Genomic DNA, 26,785 nt, shown 5'->3' with positions numbered 1-26,785 from the left:
AGACTTAGGATCTAGTGCCGCAAGGTGTGAGAGTTCGAGTCTCTCCGCCTGTACATTGTAGAAAAGCTCTTCGAAAACGAGGAGCTTTTTTTGTGCCTGAAAGTTTAATTCAACTGGGAGAGACGAGAAGAGTCTCGGAGTTTATCTTGAGTGAAGTCGAAAGGCCTGTACATTATTAAAAACCTCTCGTAATTGGGAGGTTTTTTTGTTTCTAAATGTTACAAAGAACTTGGGAGAGATGAGAAGTTTATTCTGAGCGAAGTCGAAGGGAGTCTCTCCGCTTGTACTTAACAAGGGAGCTTTTCGGAAACGAGGTTATTTTTTATTTGACTTCAAGTAAAAGGATGGAACTATCGTTAAAAACATTAAAATAGGTCAATTGCTATTATTTTCGACTAAATTCCTTTAGAATGTTGTTTGTCCAAGGTTTTTTCACTTGGTCAACTTTTATTTAAAACCTTAGGCTTTGTTCTCAACTTTGTATCAAATTATCTACTTATGAAGATTTTGATTCTTAAATTGAAAAAGGAGTTGGATGCTGAAAATAGAATAGCAGCACTTTGTTGCTTAGTATTATCAATTACCATCTATTTTATTATAAAAGTTTTGAATAGAGAAGTACCTCTATAGTTTTTAATATCGAATTGTTGGTTAAAGACATAACAAAATCAATCTTTTGAAGATATTAAAAACCAATCCTTAAAAAGAAAAGCTTCTCATTTATTGAGGAGCTTTTCTTGTATGTAAATCTTATTTAAAAAAACGGCTGCTTAATAACTATAACTGACTTTCATTTTATCTACTTTCGTGACATATCCCGCACAATGGAACAGCCAAAAAGTCAACAAAAGACTAGATTTCACTTTATTGATGTAGTACGCGCATGGGCCATATTAATGATGCTGCAAGGGCATTTTATTGCGGCATTATTATCGGATGATTTTAAAAATAATGGCACCTTATGGTATTCTATTTGGGATTATTTTAGAGGAGTTACCGCTCCTGTTTTTTTTACAGTTTCAGGCTTTGTTTTTACATTTATATTGATGAAAAATAATACTCTGGGGTTAAAAAATCCCAGAGTAAAAAAAGGTTTAAAGCGTGGGACCCAATTAATAGGGATTGGTTACTTATTACAGCTTAAATTTTCTGGTTTGTTCCAAGGAACAATTAACAGTTCATTTGATATGGTTCATGTGTTACAATGTATTGGGCTTTCCATTATATTAATTATAGCACTCTATTTGTTACTGTATAAAGCTGGAAAAAACATATTTCCATCAACATTGCTTTTAATAAGTTTGTTCTTGTTGTTATCAATAGTTGATTTTGAAAAATGGGATTATTCCTTTATTCCCGATGCTTTATCCAATTATTTTACCACTGTAAATGGATCTCAATTTACAATTGTGCCTTGGTTTGGATATGTTGCTTTTGGTGCTTTCCTAGCCACAGTATTTGTTAGACACTATCTTAAAAAAAACTTCTATAAGTATGCAATAATGGGATTAGTAGTATCTGGAGCTTTTCTTATTTTTTCCTCATACAGTTTTTTAAACAATCATTTTTTGGCGAGGTTAGGAGACGTGCTTTTTGTTTTCGCATTTTTTATGCTCGTTAGAAGTTTACTAAAAAATGAATTGATTTCTAAAATTGGGCAAAATACATTATCACTGTATGTTGTGCACTCTGTTATGCTCTACGGGAGTATTTCTGGTTATGGTTTAACAAGATTTTATTATCATTCTATGACACCTTTCTGGGCAGTTCTTTTCGGAATATTATTTGTTGTTAGTGTTTGTGTCATTGTTCTTGTGTTCGAACAAAAATTGAGAATGCTTTGGAATACCTTTAAGCGTAGATATTTACCACAATAATAAAGACCTTCATTTTGAAGGTCTTTATTATTTATACTAATAGATATTAGGTTTTCAAGAAAGAGATAAAGATTATGGGATGTTGGATTTCTAAAAGAACCCAACAGCAGCTAAGATTAAGCTGACTCCTACGGCGATTAAAATGCCAATCAATACAAAAACCATTAGTTTAAGGAATGCATTGAGCACTTTTGTGCCAAAAGATAATTCTTCCATTTTCATATGTATTTCTTACAATGTAATGAATTGTTGAATATTTATTCGATTTTTTCTTAAAATATTCGATGAATTAGCTGAAAAACAGTCTCTTGTGCGATGTTTGGTATTTTATGTTCGACAAAAAGAAAAAATATATTATTGAAAAATAGCTAAGCCTTTTTTCCGAGTTTTTTGCTCAATTCTTCCAAGGAAATTCCCTTGGTTTCTGGCATCATAAAAAGGACAAAAAGCAATTGTAAAACCATCATTCCTGCAAAGAAAATAAAAATTGGCCAGGGATTGTCTTTAAAAATCCCGTTGTCTGCATCTAGAAAAATGGGCGTTATTAATGTTATAATGGCAGCAAACACCCAGTGTGTTCCCGTACCCCATGATTGACCAAAAGCCCTTATCTTATTTGGGAAAATCTCAGATATAAATACCCAAATTACGGCGCCTTGACCTACTGCATGTGAGGCTATAAAAACAAGAATAAAAATGAGCAACAAAGTAGAACTTGCGCCGCTATAAAAACACCACCCTACAGTGCCAAGACTAATTATGTAGCCAATGGAACCTATTTTCATTAATTGTTTTCTACCTAGTTTATCAATAAGCCATACACCTACAAATGTGAAAATTAAGTTTACCAACCCAATGGCAATTGAACTAAAAAGGGATTCTTGTGTTGCCAACCCTGCTCTTTCCAAAATTTCTGGAGCATAGTACAGAATAAAATTTATTCCTGAGAGTTGATTAAAGAATGCAATAAGAAAAGCAAGAATTAAAGGAGTTTTATAGCTTCCAGAAAACAGTTTTCCCCCCTCTTTTTTAGTAGAAATATCACTTTTAATTTCTTTAAGTTTAGCCAAAGCTTCTTCTTCGTTATAAATTTGTTTTAAGGTATTTAGAGCACCTTTATCATCTTGTTTTGTTATGGCCAGCCATCTAGGGCTATTAGGGATTTTAACAACCATGAGTGTATAGAGAAGAGCAGGAATAGCTTCTATGCCAAGCATCCATCGCCAGTCATTTTCTCCACCAAAACCTATTAATAAGTAATTAGATATAAAGGCGATGAGTATTCCCAATACAAGCATAAATTGATATAATGCACCTAGCTTACCTCTATTTTTTGGAGTTGAAATCTCTGATATGTAAATAGGCGCAGCTACTGATGATGCACCTACTCCCAGACCTCCAATAAATCTAAAAAAAGAAAACATATACGGATCCGTTGCGAGTCCAGAACCAATAGCAGAAGCGGCATAAAGTATACCTATCCAAAAAAGGGTTTTCTTTCTCCCAAACCGCTGGCATGGGATACCTCCAAAAAGAGAACCTATAACAGTGCCCCATAGGGCCATGGACATAATAAAAGTACCATGAAACCAAGGGGAAGTATTCCAAAGTTCTTTAATGGGTAAATTTGCACCACTAATTACAACGGTATCAAACCCAAACAAAAAACCTGATAAGGCAGCGGTTAGGGAAATTCGTAAAATCTTGGAATTCATGCTTTTTAGTTTGTTGGTTCAGGTAAAACTAACAAAAAAAATGAAAGCACAATCTTAATAATGGTTATGCTATTTTAGGTCTAAGCGTATCTTGCATAATGGATTTGGTCTTGGAATCCTTAGCTGGAACTCTTTTCGGCCTTATATCTTCCTTTTTTATTGAATCTATATCTTTTTTGCTTTTTTCTTCACAAGAAAAACTAAGTATAGAAATGCATAGAATTAGCAGTAAACCAAAATAAACTTTCATAGGGCAAAACGTTACAATAATGTACGAATATGCTCTATAATTTGGATGCTTGCGCCCTTATTTTTCACAACATATTGTGAATTGATTTCCCCAGTGTTTTTACAATAATCAGGATTGGCAATTAACTCATCTAAAGTTTTTTGGAATTCAATCTTATTATTGATAGATAATATTCCTTTTTCGTTCACCAATTCTCGGGCTTCTTTAAATCCTTTATATTTTGGGCCAATTAGTACGGGTATTCCAAAAACTGCGGGTTCCAAGGTATTGTGAAGGCCAGTTGCAAAACCCCCACCCACATAGGCAATATTCGCATAACTATACACTTTGGTCAGAAGCCCAATGGTGTCAATAATCAATACATCAAAATCAGATATATTCTGATTCTCTACTTTAGAATAGGGAATTGTTTTTTTGTTGATGCCTTTTTGTAAGTCAGAAATCGCATCCTTATTTATTTTATGTGGAGCTAATACATATTTTAATTTGTTTGAAGTAGTATTGATATAATCCACAAGAAGCTTTTCATCTTCTGGCCAAGTACTACCAGCAACAAGACAAAAAGAGTCTTGTTTAAAATTATTCATAAAATCCAAGGAATTATCTTTTTCAAGAATTTCAGAAACTCTATCAAACCGTGTATCACCAGATATGGAAACGTTATCAATCTTAATGGAATTCAATAGGTTTTTTGAATTTTCATCCTGTATAAAAATGTGATTAAAACTTCTCAAAACCTTTTTCATAAAACCTCCAGAAGGTTTAAAATATATTTGACTTTTTCTAAAAATTGCGGAAGTTAGAACTGTTGGTATGTTCCTTTGTTTTAACTCTCTTAGGTAGTTGGGCCAAATTTCATATTTTACAAAAATGGCGAGTTTTGGATGTGCAATTTCTAAAAATTGTTGAACATTGCCTACAGTATCCATTGGAAGATAGGTGACAACATCGGCATCAGCAGTATTTTTCTTCACCTCATATCCCGAAGGAGAGAAGAAGGTAACCAATATTTTATGTGAAGGGTAGTTGAGCTTTAATTTTTGAATGATTGGCAGTCCTTGCTCAAATTCACCGAGAGAAGCTACATGGACCCAAATAACGGCATTTTCTTTGGAAATTTCTTTTTTAAGTATAGAGAATGTTTCTTTTCTACCCTTTACAAAAAGCTTCATTTTAGGATTAAAAACAGCAAGGATTTTAAGAAAAAACCAAGTGATATGGGTAACAATACTATAAATAAAATACACTCTGGGATTGTTTGATGCTAAATTACACTTCTTTACATAAATACATTGGCAAGGGTTCCGTATTTTTGTATTATTGTTAAGACAACCTTTACAAATGAGGAAAATCCAAATGGTAGACCTTAACGGTCAATACCAGTCCATAAAAGAAGAAGTAAATTCATCAATCTCCCAAATTTTAGAAACATCTGCCTTTATTAATGGTCCAGAGGTTCATGCTTTTCAAAAAGAATTGGAAGATTATTTGGATGTAAAACATGTTATTCCATGTGCAAATGGTACAGATGCTTTGCAAATTGCTATGATGGGATTAGGTTTGCAACCAGGTGATGAGGTTATTACAGCTGATTTTACATTCGCCGCTACAGTTGAGGTTATCGCACTTTTACAGCTAACACCAGTTTTGGTAGATGTTGAACCAGATACTTTTAATATTGACCCAAAAGCAATAGAAAGGGCCATTACACCAAAAACAAAAGCAATAGTTCCCGTACATCTTTTTGGGCAATGCGCCAATATGGATGCCATTATGGAAATTGCTGAAAAACACAATATTTATATTATTGAGGATAACGCCCAAGCGATTGGTGCAGATTGTACTTATAAGGAAAAAATACAGAAAGCGGGAACTATTGGCGATGTTTCTGCAACCTCATTTTTTCCATCAAAAAACCTTGGAGCCTATGGAGATGGGGGTGCCATATTTACTAATAATGATGATTTGGCGCATACTATTAGAGGTGTTGTAAACCATGGAATGTACAAACGGTACTATCACGATGTGGTAGGAGTAAATTCCAGATTAGATTCTATACAAGCAGCAGTTTTAAGAGTTAAACTCCCAAAACTAGATGAGTATAATAAAAAGAGAAAGGAAGCTGCATTAAAGTATTCCATGGTGTTGGAAGGGCAATCTAATATTGTTGTGCCAAAATTAGCCGATTGTTGTACTGTAAAAGAAAGTGATTGTAATTGCCATGTTTTTCATCAATATACCTTACGAATTTTGAATGGAAAAAGAGATGAACTTGTAGCTCATTTAAATGAAAACGGTATTCCATGCGGCGTATATTATCCTATACCACTACATAGCCAAAAAGCTTACAAAGATGAGCGATATAATGAAGATGATTTTGTGGTCACAAACCAATTGGTGAAAGAAGTGATTTCATTGCCCATGCATACAGAGCTGGATGATGAGCAGATAGAGTTAATTACTTCTGCAATTATAAAATATTTAAATTAAAGAATGAAAATACTTGTAACAGGTGGAGTTGGTTTTATAGGCTCCCATACGGTAGTGGAACTTCAAAATGAAGGTTTTGAGGTGGTAATTATTGACAACCTTTCTAATTCTTCAGAAAAAGTTCTGGATGGAATCAAAGCAATTACTGGAAAATCACCAATTTTCGAGAAACTGGATTTAAGGGAAAAAGATAAGGTTCAGGATTTTTTTAAGAGACATCAAGATATTGAAGGGGTTATACACTTTGCGGCCTCCAAAGCTGTTGGGGAAAGTGTAGAAAAACCGTTGCTCTATTACGAAAATAATTTGGGTACTTTGGTATATCTGCTTCAGGAATTGTCAAAAAAGGATAGTGCTAATTTTATTTTCAGCTCGTCCTGTACCGTTTATGGGCAAGCAGATAAAATGCCCATTACTGAAGATGCTCCAGTAAAAGCAGCAGAGTCTCCTTATGGTAATACAAAACAAATTGGAGAGGAAATTATAAAAGATACTTGTAAGGTAACACCAAATATTAATGCAATATCACTGCGCTATTTTAATCCAATGGGAGCACATCCCACTGTTGAGATTGGAGAATTACCTATTGGAGTGCCGCAAAACCTTGTGCCTTTTATTACTCAGACAGCGGTTGGCTTAAGAGAACAGTTGTCAGTTTTTGGAGATAATTACCCTACTGAAGATGGCACCTGTATTCGAGACTATATTCATGTGGTAGATTTAGCAAAGGCACATGTTGCAGCCTTACAAAGGCTTCTTAATAATAAGAACAATGAAAATTATGAGGTGTTTAACCTAGGAACAGGAAAAGGCAGCTCTGTTTTAGAAGTTGTCAATAGTTTTGAAAATGTTTCAAATAAAAAACTGAATTATAAAATTGTGGATAGAAGACCTGGCGATGTAATAAGTGCTTATGCAGATACCAAAAAAGCAAATGAAGTTTTAGGGTGGAAAGCAAAATCCACTTTGGATGAGGCTATGAAGTCTGCTTGGGATTGGGAACAAAAAATAAGAAAATAATATGAAAAAATTATCAATTTTATTGGGATTGCTTTGCACTATTGTTTTGAGTGCTCAAGACATGTATCTTCAATGTGGTAACATTATTGATATTTCCTCTGGAAAAACACTAACGGAAAAAACTATCGTGGTTTCAGGCAACAAGATAAAAAGCATTCAAAACGGGTATGTGTCTGGAACGGAGAATGATGAAATTATAGATTTAAAGGATAAAACTGTGCTACCGGGTTTTATAGATTTGCATGTTCATATTGAAGGTGAATCAAGCCCCACTAGATATCTGGAAAGGTTCACAAAAAATGATGTAGATGTCGCGTTTCAGTCAACCATTTACGCAAAAAAAACATTAATGGCAGGGTTCACAACGGTAAGAGACTTGGGAGGTTCTGGAGTAAATATTGCTTTACGAAATGCCATAAACAAGGGGATTGTAATAGGTCCTAGAATTTTTACTGCTGGGAAAGCAATAGGAACAACCGGAGGGCATGCTGATCCAACAAATGGGGTAAGGAAAGACCTTATGGGAGATCCTGGACCAAAAGAAGGAGTTGTAAATTCCCCAGATGATGCAAAGAAAGCTGTGAGACAGCGTTATAAAGATGGCGCAGATGTTATTAAGATTACTGCAACTGGTGGTGTTATGAGCATGGCAAAAAATGGGCAAAATCCACAGTTCACGATAGAAGAGATAAAAGCTATTACGGAGACTGCCAAAGATTATGGTATGTTAACTGCTGCACATGCACATGGTGATGAAGGTATGAAAAGAGCTATAATAGGTGGAATTAAGACTATTGAACATGGCACGCTTATGAAGGAAGCAACAATGGACTTAATGATAAAGCACGATACGTATTTGGTTCCCACAATTTCAGCAGGAAAAGAAGCGGCAAAAATGGCTGAAATACCAGGTTTTTTACCACCAATAGTTGCTAAGAAAGCCAGGGAGATAGGACCAATTAGTCAGGCTAATTTTGGCAGAGCTTATAAAAAAGGGGTGGCCATTGCCTTTGGAACCGATGCAGGGGTATCCCCTCATGGAGATAATGGCAAAGAATTTGGTTTTATGCATGAAGCTGGTATGCCCATTATTGAAACACTGAGGTCAGCGACCATCACAAATGCGAATCTTTTGGGAATGGAAAATGAATTGGGACAGTTAAAAGAAGGCTTTTTGGCAGACATAGTTGCTGTTGACGAAAACCCTCTTGAAAATGTGCATACGCTAGAAAGTGTTTCTTTTGTAATGAAAGAAGGGGTTGTTTACAAAAATTGATAAAATCATTTTTCTGAGTTTGACAGTATATAATTTATGAAGTTGGATTTTCCAAATAGTCTTGAATTGCTCAACATTTCAAAAGATGAAAATCTGTATGAGAAACTGGTAGAACAGTTGAATAAGGATTTTAAACTGGCAAATGTTTCCGTTGACTTCCCAGAAGAGTTCAATCCAAAAGAATTAAAAACAATTCTTCATGAAAAGGTATACTATTTAATTTTAGAAAAATTCACTGAATATCTAAATCTTCTGTACGTGGTAGATGTTTCAGAGAAAACTGTAAAAGAAATAACCTCCATTGATGTGGTGGATGTTTCTGAGGAAATTACTTTTTTGATTTTAAAAAGAGAATATCAAAAGGTATGGTATAAATCCAAATATGCCACTTAAAAATATACCCTAACAAAGGGGATTAAGGCATCGGCATAAATGCTTTTGTTTTCATCATGCAAAACATCATACTTTACACCAATTGTTACATTTCTGTTGGAATAACCCACTCCCATAAAAAGAGCTGGTGACCAATAAGTTTCAGAATTGATACCGTTAGAAACTTCATATTTTCTATTCACCAATAACTGTTCAAATTCCGCTGACAATTGTATGGGTCTTATGGGATTAAATAGAGTTAAAAGACTGGCACCACCTGCTTGTAATTTAAAATTTAGAAATTTATAATAGTTATAATTGAGTCCTACTCCAAATGCAAATTGCTCATTAGCTTGATAAATAGCACTGGGAGATACACTTAAATTAAAGGTGTCATTTCCAAAACCAAGCCCTAAGCCACCACCATAATGTACTTTATTCCAAAAATCCTTGCTTTGGGCATAGCCTAAAGAAGAAAAAAATGTAAATAAAAGGCATAATATGAAGGGTTTGTGATTGTTTCTTATGAATCTTGACATTATCGTTAATTTTAACCATTATTGACTTCTAAGATACACTTAGAAAGTCTAAAAGTTGTATTTTTGATGAAATTTTGTTCAATTGACCGACATAGTAGTTCATGGATAAATATTCCTTCTTAAATGCTGCGCATACTTCCTTTTTCGCAGAATTATATGACAAGTATTTAACGAATCCTGATAGTGTAGAGCCAAGTTGGCGAGCATTTTTTCAAGGGTATGATTTTGGATTGGAGACCTCCTTGGATGAATTAAATATACCATCTCAAGTCAATGGGCAACAAGTAGGTATCCCAGAGTCGGTTCAAAAAGAATTTCAGGTTGTTAAACTTATAAATGGATATAGAAGCAGGGGGCATTTGTTTACCCAAACAAATCCAGTAAGGGAAAGGCGCAAGTATGTTCCAAGTTTGGACATAGAAAATTTTGGTTTGTCCTCAGAAGATTTGGGAACCGTTTTTAATGCAGGAGAGATTATTGGGATAGGCCCTAGTACATTGAGCAATATTATAGATCACCTTAACAAGGTATATTGCGATTCCATTGGTGTGGAATATATGTACATTCGGAAACCAGAAATTGTTAATTGGTGGCAAGAGAGGTTGCATAAGAATGATAATCATCCTAGCTATTCGGCTGATTCAAAAAAATATATACTCTCCAAATTAAATCAAGCGGTTACTTTTGAAAGTTTTTTACAAACAAAATATGTAGGTCAAAAACGTTTCTCTTTGGAAGGCGGAGAATCTTTGATTCCGGCAATTAGTGTGGCGTTGTTTAATGCAGCCATAGATTATAGTGTAAAGGAATGTGTGCTTGGTATGGCACACCGTGGTAGACTAAGTACTTTGGTGAATATTTTTAGAAAACCATTGCATGAACTTTTTAGTGAATTTGAAGGCAAGGATTTTGAAGAAGAGAATATTGATGGTGATGTAAAATACCATCTAGGTTTTACCTTGGATAAAACCTACCAAAATGGTCATACTATAAAAATGAATTTGGTTCCCAACCCATCACATTTGGAAACTGTAGCTCCTGTTGCCGAGGGAATAACCAGAGCAAAAATTGATAATGATTACGATGGGGACGATTCTCAAATTTTGCCTATTGTAGTTCATGGAGATGCAGCTATAGCTGGCCAAGGAATTGCCTATGAGGTGGTACAGATGAGCCGGCTAAATGGATATAAAACAGGGGGAACAATTCATATTGTTGTTAATAATCAAATCGGTTTTACAACCAATTATTTAGATGCCCGTTCCAGTACATATTGTACAGATGTGGGTAAGGTAACACTCTCACCAGTCTTACATGTGAATGCCGATGATGCTGAAGCTGTAGTACATGCTATTGAAATGGCAGTGGATTATAGAATGCGATTTAAGAGAGATATTTTTATTGATTTGTTAGGCTATAGAAAATATGGACATAATGAGGGAGATGAACCGCGTTTTACTCAGCCTAAACTATATAAATCCATTGCTACACATCCCAACCCGTTAAAAATTTATACTGATAAGCTAATCGCTGAGGGAACTATAGATGAGGCATATTCAAAAAAAATAGCAAAAGATTTTAAGGAGGTCTTGGAGCGAGAGTATGCAAAATCTAAAGAATCGGATTCTTCTAGAGTTCGTGAATTTATGCAAGAACGTTGGATAGATTTTGACCGACAAGGTTTGGAAGGTATGTTACGACCTGTAGATAGTTCGTATCCAGAAAAAAACTTAAAAAATATAGCAAAGGTTATTTCTACTGTTCCAGAAGGAGTCAAGTTTGTTCGCAAAGCTGAGCGGATTTTGGATGGACGAGCAAAAATGGTTTTTGAAACAGATGTTTTGGATTGGGGAATGGCCGAAACACTTGCCTATGGAACTTTGTTGGAAGAAGGTTTTAATGTTAGAATTTCTGGTCAAGATGTGGAGCGAGGAACGTTTAGCCATCGACATGCAATTCTAAGAGATGAAATATCTGAAGAACGTATCAATCTTTTAAATACAAATCCAACGAATAAAGGCGAAATGTATATTTACAATTCCCTGTTATCAGAATATGGAGTTCTTGGTTTTGACTACGGGTATGCTATGGCAAATCCAAATACTTTGACCATTTGGGAGGCACAATTTGGGGATTTTAGTAATGGTGCCCAAATTATATTTGACCAATATTTGTCAGCTGCAGAAGATAAATGGAAAATGCAGAATGGTATTGTGGTATTGTTACCACATGGATATGAAGGACAAGGTTCTGAGCATTCATCGGCACGTATAGAACGTTATTTGCAATCTTGTGGCAGGGACAATATGATAGTTGCCGATTGCACAACTCCGGCGAACATGTTTCATTTGTTACGTAGACAAATGAAACGCAATTTTAGAAAACCTTTAATTGTTTTTACCCCTAAAAGTTTATTAAGGCACCCTAAAGCAGTATCGTCTCTAAGTGAATTGGCAACAGGTAAATTTGAAGAAGTAATAGATGATACGATTGCTCCAAAAGGAGTTAAGAAGCTGGTTTTTTGTACAGGAAAGTTTTATTACGATTTGTTGGAAGAAAGAGAAAATTTAGGTAGAAAAGATGTTGCTCTAGTACGTATTGAGCAATTGTTCCCATTACATTATGATAAATTACAGGAAGTAATTAATAAATACCCTAATGTAGAGAAATATGTGTGGGCACAGGAGGAACCTAAAAATATGGGAGCATGGAGTTTTATGCTACAACGTTTTGAGTTGGTAAAATTAGAAGTTGCTTCTAGAGAGTATGCATCTGTACCTGCTCCTGGTTCTAGTACCAGAGATAAAAAGAGACAAAAAGCGGTAATCGATAGTGTTTTTGATACTGTTTAAATATATTAGTGATTATAAAAATCTAAAGAATGATTTTAGAAATGAAGGTTCCCTCTCCGGGAGAATCAATTACAGAAGTAGAAATAGCAACTTGGTTGGTAGAAGATGGGGATTATGTGGAGAAAGACCAAGCCATTGCTGAGGTAGATTCGGATAAGGCAACTTTGGAGCTCCCAGCGGAAGAGAGTGGTGTTATAACCTTAAAAGCAGAAGAAGGTGATGCGGTAGCTGTTGGTGCGGTTGTATGTCTTATAGATACAAGTGCAGATAAACCAGAAGGAGTAAGTGCTCCCAAAGTAGAGAAGAAAGACGATGCTAAGGTAGAAACGCCTAAACCTGCTGAAGCTAAGGTGCAAACATATGCAACTGGCACTGCGTCTCCTGCGGCCAAAAAAATATTGGCTGAAAAAGGATTAGATGCTTCTGCCATTGTAGGGACAGGTAAGGATGGTAGAATTACCAAGGATGATGCCATAAAGGGTGTTCCATCCATGGGTTCTTCATATGGTGGACCAAGAGGAGAGACTCGTTCTAAACTATCTATGTTGCGCAGAAAAGTGGCGGAACGTTTGGTGTCTGTTAAAAATGAAACGGCCATGTTGACCACTTTTAACGAAGTGGATATGTCGCCTATTTTTGAACTTAGAAAGCAGTATAAGGAAAAATTTAAAGAGAAACACGGGGTAGGGCTAGGCTTTATGTCCTTTTTTACCAAAGCCGTAGTAAGGGCTTTGGAAATGTACCCAGCAGTAAATTCCATGATAGATGGGAAGGAAATGATAAGCTTTGACTTTTCTGATATCAGTATAGCCGTATCGGGGCCCAAAGGATTAATGGTACCTGTAATAAGAAATGCAGAAAATCTTACTTTTAGAGGTGTTGAAGCTGAGGTAAAACGTTTGGCAATTAGAGCTAGAGAAGGAGAGATTACCGTGGATGAAATGACAGGTGGTACTTTTACCATTACCAATGGTGGTGTATTTGGTTCCATGTTATCAACACCCATAATTAATCCACCGCAGAGTGCCATTTTAGGTATGCACAATATTGTGGAAAGACCAATTGTTAGAGATGGTGAAATTGTAATTGCTCCAATAATGTATGTGGCGCTTTCTTATGATCACAGAATTATAGATGGTAAAGAATCGGTAGGCTTTTTGGTAGCTGTAAAAGAGGCATTGGAAACCCCAACAGAATTATTAATGGATAATGATGTTAAAAAGGCTTTGGAATTATAGCCAAATAAACCATTTTAATATAAAAAGCTCTAAGAACACTTAGAGCTTTTTTGTTTTAGATACATACATTGCTTGTCATAATCAATAATGGCCTTTCCTTTTTTTAGAACATCAGCACCAATAATACCATCTACAGGCAATGCTTTATGGGTGGTTAAGGCAGTGTTCACATGAACCAAATCAAAAAGAACTATTTTTAATTTTTTCTTTTTCCATTTACCAATTTCAATATGGTTTTTAACGGAGATTTGAGTTTCCATATCTGTTGCACCGGCCCCAGCTGCTTTTATTTTTGATTCTTTTGAACTTAGTTTAAAAAATTCTATTTTGTCCAATCCCACGCAGGTGTTAGAAGCTCCCGTATCTAGGATAAATCGCCCAGAAATCCCATTAATTTTTGCCTTGATTTCAAAATGATTTGTAGCGGTCATGGTCAAAGGAATACGTGTGTAGCTTTTCTTTTTTAAAAACTTTTTGAGAACGGGCATGTATCTTTTTTAGCAAAGATAAACCTATTTTTGTGCTATGATAATTACAGACACACATACACATCTTTATAGTGAAGCATTTGAAGAAGATAGGGATAAAGTAATACAAAGTGCCATTGATAAAGGGGTGGAACGCTTTTTTATTCCTGCAATTGATTCTACTTATACAGATGCAATGTTACAATTAGAAAAAGCATATCCAAAGAATATGTTTTTAATGATGGGACTTCATCCTACATATGTTAAAGAAAATTACAAAGAAGAACTAGCACATGTAGAAGAAATGCTAGGGCAAAGAAATTTTTACGCTGTGGGTGAGATTGGTATTGATTTGTATTGGGACAAAACTTTTTTGAAACAACAACAGGAAGCTTTTAAATTTCAAATTAACCTTGCCAAAAAATATAAATTGCCAATTGTAATTCATTGCAGGGAAGCTTTTGATGAGATATTTGAAGTGCTAGAAGAAGAAAAGAGTGCTGAGCTTTATGGAATTTTTCATTGCTTTACAGGAAACATGGAACAGGCTCAGAAAGCAATATCCTATAATATGAAATTGGGGATTGGTGGAGTTGTTACCTTTAAAAATGGTAAAATAGATACATTTTTAAATCAGATTGATATAGAACAGGTTGTTTTGGAAACAGATTCTCCCTATTTAGCACCTACACCTTTCAGGGGGAAAAGAAATGAAAGTGGGTATATTGTAAATGTATTGGAAAAACTTTCCAGCATCTATGGGAAATCCATGGATGAAATTGCAAGTATTACCACCAAAAACTCAAAAGATATCTTTGGTATATAATTAAGGTTACCTATGAAAGAGCAAACAAACATACTCCTTATATATACAGGCGGAACTATTGGAATGGTAAAGGATTATGAAACGGAGGTTTTAAAAGCGTTCGATTTTAGTAAGCTTCTAGAGAGAATTCCGGAACTAAACCAATTAGCTTGTGAGATAGATAGTATTTCTTTTGAGAACCCTATTGATTCTTCCAATATGAATACCCAGCATTGGGTAAAACTTGCAACTATTATTGAGGAGAATTATGATAAATATGATGGTTTTGTAGTATTACATGGAAGTGACACTATGAGTTATACAGCTTCCGCATTAAGCTATATGTTAGAGAATTTGGGTAAGCCAGTGGTCTTCACTGGGTCGCAGTTGCCAATTGGGGATCTAAGAACCGATGCCAAGGAAAATTTAATAACCAGCATACAAATAGCTTCTTTAAGGAAAAAGGGAAAGGCAGTGATACAAGAAGTAGGACTATATTTTGAGTATAAGTTATATAGGGCCAATAGGACTACAAAAATAAATGCAGAGCATTTTGAAGCATTTGCCTCTCTAAATTATCCGGATTTGATAGAATCTGGAGTGCATTTAAAAGTGAATTATGATAGCCTATTGCAACCAAGAAGAAACAAGAAAATGGTTACACATAAAAAATTAGATGATAATGTAGCGGTTTTAAAATTGTTTCCTGGACTTAATAAAGAGGTGCTTCATAGTATATTAAATATTCCCAATTTAAAAGCATTGGTTTTGGAAACATATGGCGCAGGCAATGCTCCTACAGAAGATTGGCTGGTTTCAGAATTAAAAAATGCAATAAAAAAAGGGCTTCATATAGTTAACGTCACTCAATGCTCAGGAGGGAGTGTAATCATGGGTCAATATGAAACCAGTGTGGAGCTTAAGAAAATGCAAGTCATTAATGGAAAGGATATTACGACAGAAGCCGCTATTACAAAGCTTATGTATCTATTGGGCACAAATGTTTCCAGAAGTTCCTTCAAAACCATATTTGAGACATCATTGCGTGGAGAAATGCACTAAAATTAACTCCTCAAATTTCTTTAACTAATATTTTTTTTGTTTATTGAACGCCCTAAACGGTATATTAGAGAGGTGGCCGAGTGGTCGAAGGCGCACGCCTGGAAAGTGTGTATACACCAAAAGTGTATCGAGGGTTCGAATCCCTTCCTCTCTGCTGTTAAGTTTTAATTTTTTAATTGCAATTTTTTTTTATCTTTAACCCTATTAACTAACTAAATTAAGTTTGAAAAAATGAAAAAATTATTCCCAAGCCTAGCTGTTGCTGGGGCGTTTGTAGCAGGTACAAATATGGTAAGTGCAAAAGTTGCTGCGGTAACCTTGCTTGTTCAAGATGCAGCTCCAGAAGCTGAGAAAGGTTTTACACAAGTTCTTAAGGAACAATTTATACAGGGGGGTGCCGGGTTCATGGGTATCGTTCTTTTGTGTTTAATACTTGGTTTGGCAGTGGCTATCGAAAGGATTATTTATTTAAACTTGGCAAGTACAAATACTTCCAAATTAAAGCAGCAAGTAGAAGATGCTTTGGCATCTGGTGGTGTAGAAGCTGCAAAAGAAGTATGTAGAAATACAAAAGGACCTGTTGCCTCTATCTTTTATCAAGGATTGGACAGAGCTGGTGAAAGTGTAGAATCTGCAGAAAAAGCTGTTGTTGCTTATGGTGGCGTACAAATGGGACAATTAGAGAAAAACGTTTCTTGGTTATCTTTATTTATTGCTATTGCACCTATGCTTGGTTTCATGGGTACGGTAATTGGTATGATTCAGGCCTTCCAGAAAATTGCAGCGGTAGGTAACTTAAGTGCTTCTCTTATTGCAGGTGATATTCAGGTTGCATTATTAACAACGGTATTTGGTTTGATTACGGCCATCATACTTCAAATCTTCTATAACTACATCATTGCAAAAATTGATAGTATTGTAAATGATATGGAAGATTCATCAATCTCTTTGATTGATATGTTGGTTGACCACAAAAAATAAGTCGGACTTAAAATACTTAGTATTATGCATAAATTTTTAAAAATAGGATTGATAGTACTCAGCTTAATTGGGGTTGTACTATGGTTCATGCTTCCTTCAAGAGAATTATCGGAAGCAAATCCGGCTGAAGCAATCAATAGCGGAGCCATGAACTTTATGTTCATATTAACATATCTATTATTGGCAATAGCAGTTATTGCTAGTTTGTTCTTTGCATTTAAGAACTTGTTCTCAACACCAGGGAGTCTTAAAAAAGCACTATATATCATTGGTGGACTACTATTAATAGTAGGAATCTCCTATGGTTTGGCAAGTGGAACAGATGTTGCTGATGAGTATATGTCAATGACAACAGAAAGTACAGTGAAGAAAATAGGAATGGGATTGAATGTTTTCTTTATTTTGACCATTATTGCTGTAGCTGCAATGGTTCTACCAGGAGTTAAAAGAATGTTCAGTAAATAAATAAAAAATAAACCTATAAATTATGGCAAGAAGAGCAGGAGCACCAGAGGTAAATGCAGGTTCTATGGCAGATATAGCGTTTCTTTTACTTATCTTTTTCTTAGTGACAACCACTATTGCAACAGATGCTGGACTAGATCGTATGTTGCCTCCAATGGAGCCGCCAGAAAATCCGCCTATTATTAGGCAGAAAAACATCTTTACAGTTAACATTAACAAGAATGGACAGTTATTGGTGGAGGATGAGCTGACCGATATTAAAGATTTAAGAGAAAAGGCTATAGCTTTTTTGGATAATGGTGGAGCACCTTCTGGCAGTGAAGAATATTGCAATTATTGTAAAGGTGAGAGAGATGCAGATTCATCTGATAATCCATCAAAAGCAATTATCTCATTAAAAAATGATCGTGAAACTAAGTACGGCACATATATTACGGTTCAAAATGAGTTAGTTGCGGCATATAATGATTTGCGTAATAGAGAAGCAAATCGTTTGTATGGGACAGATTATACAGCAATGGAAACAGAATATTTGAATCCAGAAACGGAACCGTCTACTAAGGAAAGTTTAAAAGAGAAAGTAACAACTGTACAAGGTTTATTTCCTCAAAAACTATCTGAAGCGGAAACGTCATCAAACTAAATTTAAAGAGTTAAAAACAAAATAATATGTCAAAATTTGCAAAGAAAAAGGATGGAGATATACCTGCGGTATCAACTGCTTCCTTACCAGATATTGTATTTATGCTTCTGTTTTTCTTTATGACCGTTACTGTAATGAAAGATAGTGACATTATGGTAGAGAACACTTTGCCTAATGCAACTGAAATTAAAAAGTTGGAAAAGAAAGACAGGGTTATATATGTTTATGTTGGTAAACCTACAACAGAGTATCAAAAACAATTTGGTACTGAATCCAAGATTCAGTTGAATGATAAGTTTGCTAATGTAAATGAAGTTGGAGATTATATTTTGGCAGAAAGAGCAAAAAAACCTCAAGAATTGCAGAATGTTTTGACTACTGCTCTAAAGGTTGATAAGGAAGCCAATATGGGTATTATATCTGATATTAAACAACAGCTTCGTAAAGTAAATGCGTTAAAAGTTAATTACACTACATATGAGGGTGATGCCTTTAACAATTTGAAATAGAGAATATTAAATTCATAAAATTTTAAAAGCTCCAAATATATATTTGGAGCTTTTTTTGTAAAAACAGTTTTTAGATTACCTTTAATCTATGTACAGACTAGTTCTTATTTTTCTTTTAGGTTTTATTTCGGTTGGTTGGACTCAATCAAATAGTGAAGATTCCAAATATCTGGAAGATCAGTTCTATTTGGGGTTCACCTATAATTTTTTATTAGATAAACCCGAAGGTGTTAATCATAGAAATTTTTCTTATGGACTTCAAGGTGGGTTTATAAAAGATATACCATTTAATATAAATAGGAATATTGGCTTTGGTATTGGACTCGGATATGCAGTAAACTCATATTATACCAATATTGTCGCTTCTAAGGAACCCAATTCAATAGAATATAATATTGAGTTGGAGAATTTTAAAAGAAGCAAACTAGAAACACATTTAATTGAGGCGCCAATAGAGTTTAGATGGCGTAGTTCCGATGCGTCTGATTATAAGTTTTGGAGAATTTATACAGGAATTAAATTTGGATATGTATTGGCTGCTAGGTCAAAGTTTGTGTCAGAATCAGTTAAATTATCCTTTCCTAATTCAGATGTTAGAAACTTCCATTATGGGTTAACTTTCAATTTTGGTTATAATACTTTTAATTTTCAAGCTTATTATGCCCTCAATAATTTATTTGAAGAACAAGCAAGTTTATTGGATGGTGGCACAATGGATTTTAAACCACTTCGTATAGGGATTATTTTCTATATTCTATAGCCAAAACTTAATGGTAAGCAACTGGGAAATCAGACCCAAAAAGAAACCAATAAGAAGTTCGGGAATGGTATGTGCCTTTAAATAAATTCTAGAGGTTGCAACCAGGCCAGTTAAAAGAGTAATGACACTAATGGCAATGGTAACATTAATTTCAAAATGAATACTTAAGTTAATAATATACATTAGCAAACTTGCCATTCCCATTAAATGCATGCTGCTTTTAAAGCCAAAAAAGAGTAGTAATAAAGAGGCAAAAGTGGCTGACAACAATCCTAAAAAAAAATTATATAATTCTGGTATATAATTATTGGGAATAACCTTTATCAATATTAATAGAAGTAATGAAATGCTTATGTAAAATGCATACTTACGTTCTTTTATTTCGGGCATAAAAACTGTTGATACTAATCCAATATTTTTCAAAATAAAAAAAGAAATGATAGGAATAATAACGGTTAGAATAAAAATGGGAAGAATATTTCCGCTTTGTAATTCTAAAGGGCTGTATTTTGGGGTTATAATAAAATAGGCCATTGTACCAGCTACGGGTACAAAGAGGGGATGAAAAATATAGGATATTAGTTTTAAGAAAGCCCGCATTATATTTGCTTTCTTAGTCTTGCCACAGGAATATTGAGCTGTTCACGGTATTTGGCAACTGTACGCCGTGCTATAGGATACCCTTTTTCTTTTAAAATGGCGGCTAATCTGTCGTCTGTTAATGGTTTTTTCTTTGTTTCTTCTCCAATAACGGTTTCTAGGATTTTTTTGATTTCTTTTGTAGATACATCTTCCCCTTGTTCATTTTTCATAGACTCAGAAAAGTATTCCTTAATTAATTTTGTACCGTATGGTGTATCAACATATTTACTGTTAGCCACTCTAGATACCGTAGATACATCCATATGAATGGTATCAGCAATGTCCTTTAATATCATGGGGCGTAATTTCCGCTCATCACCAGTAATAAAATATTCTTTTTGATACTGCATTATGGCATTCATGGTAATAAAAAGGGTTTGCTGTCTTTGTCTAATAGCATCTATGAACCATTTTGCAGCATCCAGTTTTTGTTTAATAAACATCACTGTGTCCTTTTGGGATTTAGATTTCTCTTTGGAGTTCTTATACCCTTCTAACATATTATTATACTCTCTAGAAACATGAAGCTCAGGAGCATTTCTGCCATTTAGTGTCAATTCCAAATTACCTTCAACAATTTTAATTGAAAAATCTGGTACTATATGTTCTACAATTCTATTATTTCCAGCGTATGAACCTCCTGGCTTTGGATTTAATTTTTCAATTTCAGAAATAGCAGCCTTAAGCTCATCTTCAGTTATATTATGTTTCTGAATAAGCTTTTTATAGTGCTTTTTGGTAAACTGCTCAAAGGATTTTTCTAGAATAAGAATTGCCAACTCAATACTTGGCGTAACTTCTTTTCTTTTAAGTTGAATTATAAGGCATTCTTCCAAACATGTAGCCCCTACACCAGGTGGGTCTAACTCTTGTACAACTTTCAACACCTTTTTTATGGTATCTTCTTCAGCAATAATATTTTGAGTGAAAGCCAAATCATCCAGGATATCGGAAATAGGTCTACGTATATAACCACTCTCATCCACACTTCCTACAAGAAATTCTGCTATGGACCATTCTTGGTCATTCAAATAAACTGTGTTTAATTGATTTAAAAGAAATTGATTGAACGAAGTGCCAGCGGCATATGGTATACTTTTTTCATCATCATCGGCACTATAATTGTTAGATTGTGTCCTATAGTCAGGTGTTTCATCATCACTTAGATAGTCATCGATATTGATGTCTTCTGTATTAATATTGTCACTATCCGTCTCCGTCTCATAAGAATCTTCATAGTTGTCCTCTGCTGCCTCACTGGATTCTTTACCCGTTTCCAATGCAGGATTTTCCTCCAACTCTTGTTTTAAACGCTGCTCAAATGCCTGGGTAGGCAATTGTATTAACTTCATCAACTGAATCTGTTGAGGAGATAATTTTTGCGATAGTTTAAATTGTAAGTGTTGTTTAAGCATATGGGGATATTCTTTACTTATTTATAAAGTTAAAGAAATAAGATTAAAACTCTGCATTCTGTGGAGTTCTTGGAAAAGGAATTACATCTCTAATATTACCCATCCCAGTTGCAAAAAGAACCAAACGCTCAAAACCAAGACCAAAACCACTGTGAACGGCAGTTCCAAATTTTCTAAGGTCTAAATACCACCACAATTCTTTTTCGTCTATTCCTAGAGCTTTTATTTTCTCCATTAAAACATCCAAGCGTTCTTCTCTTTGTGAACCTCCTACAATTTCTCCAATACCTGGAAACAAAATATCCATAGCTCTAACCGTATTGCCATCCTCATTTAGACGCATATAAAATGCTTTGATTTTGGCAGGATAATCAAATAAAATAACAGGGCATTTAAAATGTTTTTCAACCAAAAAGCGCTCATGTTCACTTTGCAAATCTGCTCCCCATTCGTTAATGAGGTACTTAAATTTTTTCTTTTTGTTGGGCTTGCAATTTCTTAAAATGTCGATTGCTTCTGTATATGAAACTCTTTTAAAGTTGTTTTCGGAAACAAACTTAAGCTTCTCTAGTAGAGCCATTTCACTGCGTTCTATTTGCGGCTTAGTTTTTTCTTCATCTAACAAGCGTTTTTCCAAAAATTCTAAATCTTCTTTGCAATTATCTAAAACATAGTTAATTACATTTTTTATAAAATCTTCAGCCAAATCCATATTGGCGTCCAAATCATTAAAAGCCACCTCAGGTTCTATCATCCAAAACTCTGCTAAATGCCTAGAGGTGTTAGAGTTTTCTGCTCTAAAAGTTGGTCCAAAAGTATATACTTTTCCTAATCCCATAGCGTAGGTTTCCGCTTCTAACTGACCAGAAACCGTAAGATTGGTTTCTTTTCCAAAGAAATCTTCCTTATAGTTTATTTCACCCTCTTCTGTCAACGGAGGATTTTTTTGCTCCAAAGTAGAAACTCGAAACATTTCTCCCGCTCCTTCAGCATCAGAACCTGTAATGATAGGTGTGTGAACGTAGTAAAATCCATTTTCTCTAAAATATTGATGTACAGCAAATGCCAACGCAGACCTTACACGCATAACCGCGGCAAATGTATTGGTACGCACTCGTAAGTGAGCTTTTTCTCTTAAAAACTCTAATGAATGTTTTTTGGGCTGAATGGGATATGTTTCTGGGTCTGCAGTTCCATGGACAAAAATGTCCTTAACTTGGATTTCCACACTTTGCCCTTTTCCTTGACTTTCTACCAAAGTACCAGATATTTTTAAAGCTGCGCCAGTTGCTATTTGCTTTAACAATTCTTCATCAAATTGCTCAAAATCTACTACACACTGAATGTTATTAATGGTAGAGCCATCATTCAAAGCTATAAACCGGTTGCTTCTAAATGTTTTTACCCAACCGTTTACCACGACTTCTTGTAGTAAAAGAGTACTGGAAAATAAATCTTTAATAGGATATGATTTCATCATAAATCACTTCAATAATTTGATGCCAAAGATAGCCTTTTTGCTAAAAAAGGATAAGTAAATTAGCACGATTAATCTATATTAATTAATGTTCTGACCGTTATTTAACTCCTCTTTTGGAAGGATGTCAATTTGTGGTTTTTTAAGAACCTGTTTGTTGGCAATACTTTTTTCTAACGATAACAAGAGAGAAGGAAGCAAGATTAAATTCGCCAGCATGGCAAAAAGTAGGGTAGCTGATACTAAAGACCCTAAAGCTACAGTACCGCCAAAATTGGAGATTGTAAAAACAGAAAAACCAAAGAACAATACAATTGAGGTGTAAAACATGCTTACCCCAGTTTCTCGCAGTGCATTGTATACTGAGACTTTAACGCGCCATTTATTTTCAGTGAGCTCTTGCCTATATTTTGCAAGAAAATGTATGGTATCGTCTACTGAAATCCCGAAAGCAATACTAAAAACCAAAATGGTAGATGGTTTTATGGGAACGCCTACAAAACCCATGACGCCAGCTGTAACTACCAAAGGCAGTAAATTTGGTATTAAGGATATAATAATCATTCTAAAAGAACGAAAAAGGTAGGCCATAAATAGTGCAATGAGGCCTATAGCTAGAGCCAAGGACAAGACTAAATTCTTAACCAAGTACTTTGTGCCCTTAAGAAAAAGCAAAGCTTTTCCCGTAATGAATGCGTTGTATCTTTCTGACGGAAATATTTTAGCAATGTTCTCTTGGAGACGTTTCTCAATTTCCTCCATGCGATCCGTTTTTACGTCTTTCATGTAGGTTGTTATCCTAGCTGTTTGACCAGTACTGTCAACAAAACTTTCCAATAAATTACTGTTTTCGGAAGACTTACGGGCCACATCCATAATAAAATTGTTCTCTTGTGTGGTAGGAAGCTGATAATATTTTGGGATACCGTTATAAAATGCTTGTTTGGAATACTTTACCAAGTTGACTACAGATATAGGTTTAGATAATTCAGGAATCTCTTCAATTACTTCCCCTAAATCGTTCATTCTTCTAAGAGTGGCTGGTTTTAACACTCCTTTTTCACGCTTGGTATCAACCACAATTTCAACAGGCATAATACCATCAAACTCTTCCTCAAAGAACCTAATGTCCTTAAAAAACCCTGCTTTCTTGGGCATGTCCTCTATGGGGCTTCCAGAAACATCTATTTGGTAAATTCCAATAATACTTACAATAAGTAATATAATAGAAGTAACATATATTGTGATACGTTTCTCTCTTACAATTTTTTCCATCCAGCTAACAAATGCATCTATCCATCTTTTATTTAAATGTTTTAAATGCTTTGTTTTTGGAAGAGGCATAAAACTATATATAATGGGAATAATCAAGAGTGAAAGGATGAAAATTCCGATTATATTTATGGATGCTACAATACCAAACTCTGTCAATAATTTACTGTCTGTAATAATAAAAGTGGCAAAACCCGAAGCTGTTGTGACGTTAGTCATTAAGGTGGCATTACCAATTTTTGAGATTACACGCTGCAATGAAAGGGCCTGATTACCATGTTTTTTAACTTCTTGCTGGTATTTATTAATAAGGAAAATACAGTTGGGAATTCCAATGACAATTATCAGCGGTGGAATTAAAGCGGTTAAGACTGTAATCTCATATTCTAACAGCCCTAAAATTCCAAAAGCCCACATTACCCCAATAATTACAACACACATGGAAATAAAAGTGGCGCGGAAACTTCTAAAGAAGAAAAAGAAAATCAATGAGGTTACACCCAATGCTGCCAGAATAAATTTCCCTATTTCATCAATAATATTTTGGGAATTCATGGTACGTATATAGGGCATTCCAGAAACCCTAACATCCATTCCTGTTTCTTCTTCAAAATTTTCGACCAGATTGGTAAGGTCCTTTAAAACAAAATCCTTTCGTACGGAAGTGTTCACAATGTCCTTATCCAAATACATTACAGTTCGTATGGTTCCACTTTCCTTATTGTATAACAAATTGTCATAAAAAGGTAGGTCTTCAAATAAATGATGAATAAGACTGTCCACTTCTTTTTTAGTGGTAGGAGTCGATTTTAAAAAAGGCTCCAAAGCAAATTCTTGCTTTTCGTCATTTTTTACAAGCTCTTTAAGATTATCCGTGGAAAGCACAACATCAACTTCTGGAAATGCCCCTAACTGCTTGCTAAATTTATTCCAACGATTAAACTGTTCAGGTGAAAACAAGGCACTATCTTGGATGGCTAGCACTATGGCATTTCCCTCTTCCCCAAAGTGTTTTACAAAAGATTGATATTCTATGTTAACGGGGTGATCATCTGGTAAAAGATTGGCTTCTGAGCTGGAAAAGCGCATATTTTCCCATTGCAATGCCAAGAATATGGTAATTGCGGTAATCCCAATTAATATCAGGATTCTGTTTCTTAAGATTATTCTAGCTGTTTTGGCCCAAAAACCTTGGGTAAGCTTAGTTACCATGTAATTTTATTTCGCGGGCAAAGGTAGAAAATGATTAGTAGTGTTCCTAGAAAGCCAATATAAATTAAACTTTCATTATTTCGGCTTCCTTAACGCTCAATACCTCATCAACTTTTTTACTATAGGTATCTGTAAGGGATTGTACATCTACTTCGCCATTTTTTTGTAAGTCTTCAGAGACATCTTCTAGGCTTCTAATTTCCTTGTTGGCATCCTGTCTGGCATTTCTAATACTTACTTTAGCATGTTCAGCTTCAGCCTTAGCCTGCTTTACCAATTCTCTTCTTCTTTCTTCTGTTAAAGGCGGGACATTAATGATAATTGTTTCACCATTGTTCATTGGATTGAATCCTAGATTGGCATTCATAATAGCCTTCTCTATTTCTTGCAATAAATTTTTTTCCCATGGTTGCACAGATATGGTTCTTGCATCTGGAGTATTTACATTGGCAACTTGTGATAAAGGTGTTTGTGACCCATAATACTCTACCATAACACTGGACAACATAATTGGACTAGCCTTACCAGCTCTAATTTTAACAAATGCTTTTTCCAAATGCTGCATTGCATGATCCATACCTTCTTTGGTAGTATCTAATATAAATTTAATGTCTTCGTTCATATGCGTAATTTAAAAAAATAATGCACAAATTGTACCAGGAATTAGATATTTACAGTTGTTCCAATCGCCTCCCCAGAAATTATTTTCAAAAGGTTACCTTTTTTGTTCATGTCAAAAACCACAATAGGAAGCTCATTTTCTTGGCTTAATGTAAATGCTGTGGTATCCATTACTTTTAGTCCCTTTGTAAGCACATCTTTAAAAGTGATGGTATCAAATTTGGTAGCGGTTTTATCTTTTTCGGGGTCAGATGTATATATACCATCCACTCTAGTTCCTTTTAAGATAACATCAGCTTCAATTTCTATGGCTCGTAAAACCGCTGCAGAATCAGTTGTAAAATAAGGATTTCCTGTTCCGCCACCAAAAATAACAACTCTTCCTTTTTCCAAATGTCTCATAGCTCTTCTTCTAATAAAAGGCTCAGCTACTTCATTTATTTTTATAGCGGATTGCAATCGTGTTTGTACGCCTTGTATTTCCAGCGCACTCTGTAAGGCAAGTCCATTTATAACGGTTGCCAGCATACCCATATGATCTCCCTGTACCCGGTCCATTCCATTACTAGCACCGGTTAGGCCTCTAAAAATATTTCCACCGCCAATAACTATTGCTACTTCTATGCCCTTTTCTACTGCTTCTTTTATCTCACTGGCATACTCAGCAAGCCTATTTCCATCAATTCCGTATTGTTTTTCACCCATTAAGGCCTCGCCGCTAAGCTTTAGAAGTATTCTTTTATATTGCATGCTGTTTTTTTAAAAACCGAAACAAAAATAGTCAAAAAAATTTATGCTAAAACCTCTTTGGAGCTTTATAACTTT

At 34.9% G+C, this 26,785-nt stretch carries 26 protein-coding genes and 1 tRNA gene; 16 read left to right on the top strand and 11 right to left on the bottom strand.

Features of this window, described 5'->3' with window-relative positions; all coding sequences use genetic code 11:
* The first annotated feature begins 498 nt into the window (after positions 1–498).
* Complete coding sequence (locus AC000W_RS13265) at positions 499–630, top strand: hypothetical protein (protein ID WP_474748970.1); 132 nt, start codon at positions 499–501, stop codon at positions 628–630.
* Between the two features lie 194 nt (positions 631–824).
* On the top strand, positions 825–1,877 hold the full coding sequence (locus AC000W_RS13260) for an acyltransferase family protein (protein WP_474748969.1): 1,053 nt from the start codon (positions 825–827) through the stop codon (positions 1,875–1,877).
* Positions 1,878–1,967: 90 nt separating this feature from the next.
* Here the strand turns inward: AC000W_RS13260 and AC000W_RS13255 are convergent, their stop codons facing one another.
* The 3 genes from AC000W_RS13255 to AC000W_RS13245 all read right to left on the bottom strand — a co-directional run bounded on the left by AC000W_RS13255 (position 1,968) and on the right by AC000W_RS13245 (position 5,014).
* Positions 1,968–2,093, bottom strand: coding sequence for a hypothetical protein (locus tag AC000W_RS13255; protein WP_474748968.1), 126 nt, complete (start codon positions 2,091–2,093; stop codon positions 1,968–1,970).
* A 152-nt stretch (positions 2,094–2,245) separates the two neighbouring features.
* Entirely contained in the window at positions 2,246–3,592 is a 1,347-nt protein-coding gene (locus tag AC000W_RS13250) for a sugar porter family MFS transporter (protein WP_474748966.1), read from the bottom strand.
* A 261-nt stretch (positions 3,593–3,853) separates the two neighbouring features.
* The gene (locus AC000W_RS13245) at positions 3,854–5,014 is read right to left on the bottom strand and encodes a 3-deoxy-D-manno-octulosonic acid transferase (RefSeq protein WP_474748965.1); all 1,161 of its coding nucleotides are present in this window, start codon (positions 5,012–5,014) and stop codon (positions 3,854–3,856) included.
* 169 nt (positions 5,015–5,183) lie between these two features.
* Between AC000W_RS13245 and AC000W_RS13240 the strand changes: the two genes are divergently transcribed.
* Genes AC000W_RS13240 through AC000W_RS13225 form a run of 4 tightly spaced genes read left to right on the top strand, consistent with a single transcriptional unit; the run spans position 5,184 to position 9,021 of the window.
* Positions 5,184–6,332, top strand: coding sequence for a DegT/DnrJ/EryC1/StrS family aminotransferase (locus tag AC000W_RS13240; protein ID WP_474748963.1), 1,149 nt, complete (start codon positions 5,184–5,186; stop codon positions 6,330–6,332).
* A gap of 3 nt (positions 6,333–6,335) precedes the next feature.
* Positions 6,336–7,352: a UDP-glucose 4-epimerase GalE gene (galE, locus tag AC000W_RS13235; protein WP_474748962.1), complete on the top strand. Its 1,017-nt coding sequence runs from the start codon at positions 6,336–6,338 to the stop codon at positions 7,350–7,352.
* Position 7,353: 1 nt separating this feature from the next.
* On the top strand, positions 7,354–8,628 hold the full coding sequence (locus AC000W_RS13230; protein WP_474748961.1) for a metal-dependent hydrolase family protein: 1,275 nt from the start codon (positions 7,354–7,356) through the stop codon (positions 8,626–8,628).
* A 36-nt stretch (positions 8,629–8,664) separates the two neighbouring features.
* Positions 8,665–9,021, top strand: coding sequence for a hypothetical protein (locus AC000W_RS13225; protein ID WP_474748959.1), 357 nt, complete (start codon positions 8,665–8,667; stop codon positions 9,019–9,021).
* Here AC000W_RS13225 and AC000W_RS13220 read toward each other — a convergent pair.
* Positions 9,018–9,539, bottom strand: a complete 522-nt coding sequence (locus tag AC000W_RS13220; protein ID WP_474748958.1) for an alpha-ketoglutarate decarboxylase — start codon at positions 9,537–9,539, stop codon at positions 9,018–9,020. The genes AC000W_RS13225 and AC000W_RS13220 overlap by 4 nt on opposite strands.
* 101 nt (positions 9,540–9,640) lie before the next feature.
* On the opposite strand from AC000W_RS13220, the gene AC000W_RS13215 reads away from it, so the two are divergent.
* Together AC000W_RS13215 and odhB are read left to right on the top strand one after the other, a co-directional pair.
* Complete coding sequence (locus AC000W_RS13215) at positions 9,641–12,391, top strand: 2-oxoglutarate dehydrogenase E1 component (protein ID WP_474748956.1); 2,751 nt, start codon at positions 9,641–9,643, stop codon at positions 12,389–12,391.
* Positions 12,392–12,420: 29 nt separating this feature from the next.
* Positions 12,421–13,629, top strand: coding sequence for a 2-oxoglutarate dehydrogenase complex dihydrolipoyllysine-residue succinyltransferase (gene odhB / locus AC000W_RS13210; RefSeq protein ID WP_474748955.1), 1,209 nt, complete (start codon positions 12,421–12,423; stop codon positions 13,627–13,629).
* A gap of 29 nt (positions 13,630–13,658) precedes the next feature.
* On the opposite strand, the gene AC000W_RS13205 is transcribed toward odhB, so the two are convergent.
* Positions 13,659–14,117: a retropepsin-like aspartic protease family protein gene (locus tag AC000W_RS13205; protein ID WP_474748954.1), complete on the bottom strand. Its 459-nt coding sequence runs from the start codon at positions 14,115–14,117 to the stop codon at positions 13,659–13,661.
* A 37-nt stretch (positions 14,118–14,154) separates the two neighbouring features.
* Between AC000W_RS13205 and AC000W_RS13200 the strand changes: the two genes are divergently transcribed.
* The 8 genes from AC000W_RS13200 to AC000W_RS13165 all read left to right on the top strand — a co-directional run bounded on the left by AC000W_RS13200 (position 14,155) and on the right by AC000W_RS13165 (position 19,321).
* Positions 14,155–14,922: a TatD family hydrolase gene (locus tag AC000W_RS13200; protein WP_474748952.1), complete on the top strand. Its 768-nt coding sequence runs from the start codon at positions 14,155–14,157 to the stop codon at positions 14,920–14,922.
* A gap of 12 nt (positions 14,923–14,934) precedes the next feature.
* Complete coding sequence (locus AC000W_RS13195) at positions 14,935–15,963, top strand: asparaginase (RefSeq protein ID WP_474748951.1); 1,029 nt, start codon at positions 14,935–14,937, stop codon at positions 15,961–15,963.
* Between the two features lie 66 nt (positions 15,964–16,029).
* A tRNA-Ser gene (locus AC000W_RS13190) sits at positions 16,030–16,117 on the top strand.
* 77 nt (positions 16,118–16,194) lie between these two features.
* Positions 16,195–16,944: a MotA/TolQ/ExbB proton channel family protein gene (locus tag AC000W_RS13185; protein WP_474748949.1), complete on the top strand. Its 750-nt coding sequence runs from the start codon at positions 16,195–16,197 to the stop codon at positions 16,942–16,944.
* 24 nt (positions 16,945–16,968) lie between these two features.
* Positions 16,969–17,409 carry a hypothetical protein gene (locus AC000W_RS13180; protein ID WP_474748948.1) on the top strand — a complete coding sequence of 147 codons (441 nt, stop codon included), beginning with the start codon at positions 16,969–16,971 and terminating at the stop codon, positions 17,407–17,409.
* A 22-nt stretch (positions 17,410–17,431) separates the two neighbouring features.
* Positions 17,432–18,052 carry an ExbD/TolR family protein gene (locus tag AC000W_RS13175; RefSeq protein WP_474748946.1) on the top strand — a complete coding sequence of 207 codons (621 nt, stop codon included), beginning with the start codon at positions 17,432–17,434 and terminating at the stop codon, positions 18,050–18,052.
* A gap of 26 nt (positions 18,053–18,078) precedes the next feature.
* Entirely contained in the window at positions 18,079–18,561 is a 483-nt protein-coding gene (locus AC000W_RS13170) for an ExbD/TolR family protein (protein ID WP_474748945.1), read from the top strand.
* Positions 18,562–18,649: 88 nt separating this feature from the next.
* Positions 18,650–19,321 carry a porin family protein gene (locus AC000W_RS13165; protein ID WP_474748943.1) on the top strand — a complete coding sequence of 224 codons (672 nt, stop codon included), beginning with the start codon at positions 18,650–18,652 and terminating at the stop codon, positions 19,319–19,321.
* Here AC000W_RS13165 and AC000W_RS13160 read toward each other — a convergent pair.
* The 6 genes from AC000W_RS13160 to pyrH all read right to left on the bottom strand — a co-directional run bounded on the left by AC000W_RS13160 (position 19,316) and on the right by pyrH (position 26,710).
* A complete protein-coding gene (locus AC000W_RS13160; protein WP_474748942.1) occupies positions 19,316–19,921 on the bottom strand; it encodes a hypothetical protein in 606 nt (201 codons plus the stop codon). The two genes, AC000W_RS13165 and AC000W_RS13160, sit on opposite strands and share 6 nt — an antisense overlap.
* Complete coding sequence (gene rpoN, locus AC000W_RS13155) at positions 19,921–21,378, bottom strand: RNA polymerase factor sigma-54 (protein WP_474748940.1); 1,458 nt, start codon at positions 21,376–21,378, stop codon at positions 19,921–19,923. The genes AC000W_RS13160 and rpoN overlap by 1 nt, the downstream gene beginning before the upstream one ends.
* 43 nt (positions 21,379–21,421) lie before the next feature.
* On the bottom strand, positions 21,422–22,855 hold the full coding sequence (gene asnS, locus AC000W_RS13150) for an asparagine--tRNA ligase (RefSeq protein WP_474748972.1): 1,434 nt from the start codon (positions 22,853–22,855) through the stop codon (positions 21,422–21,424).
* 81 nt (positions 22,856–22,936) lie between these two features.
* Entirely contained in the window at positions 22,937–25,339 is a 2,403-nt protein-coding gene (locus tag AC000W_RS13145; RefSeq protein ID WP_474748939.1) for an efflux RND transporter permease subunit, read from the bottom strand.
* Positions 25,340–25,403: 64 nt separating this feature from the next.
* A complete protein-coding gene (gene frr, locus AC000W_RS13140; protein ID WP_474748937.1) occupies positions 25,404–25,961 on the bottom strand; it encodes a ribosome recycling factor in 558 nt (185 codons plus the stop codon).
* 41 nt (positions 25,962–26,002) lie between these two features.
* Positions 26,003–26,710 (bottom strand): UMP kinase, encoded by a 708-nt coding sequence (gene pyrH / locus AC000W_RS13135; RefSeq protein ID WP_474748936.1) that lies wholly within the window; start codon positions 26,708–26,710, stop codon positions 26,003–26,005.
* Positions 26,711–26,785 lie beyond the last annotated feature (75 nt).

It is taken from the genome of Saonia sp. (assembly GCF_056326165.1).
Note: the sequence above shows the minus strand (reverse complement) of the source record. Positions and strands in the feature narration are given on the sequence as shown.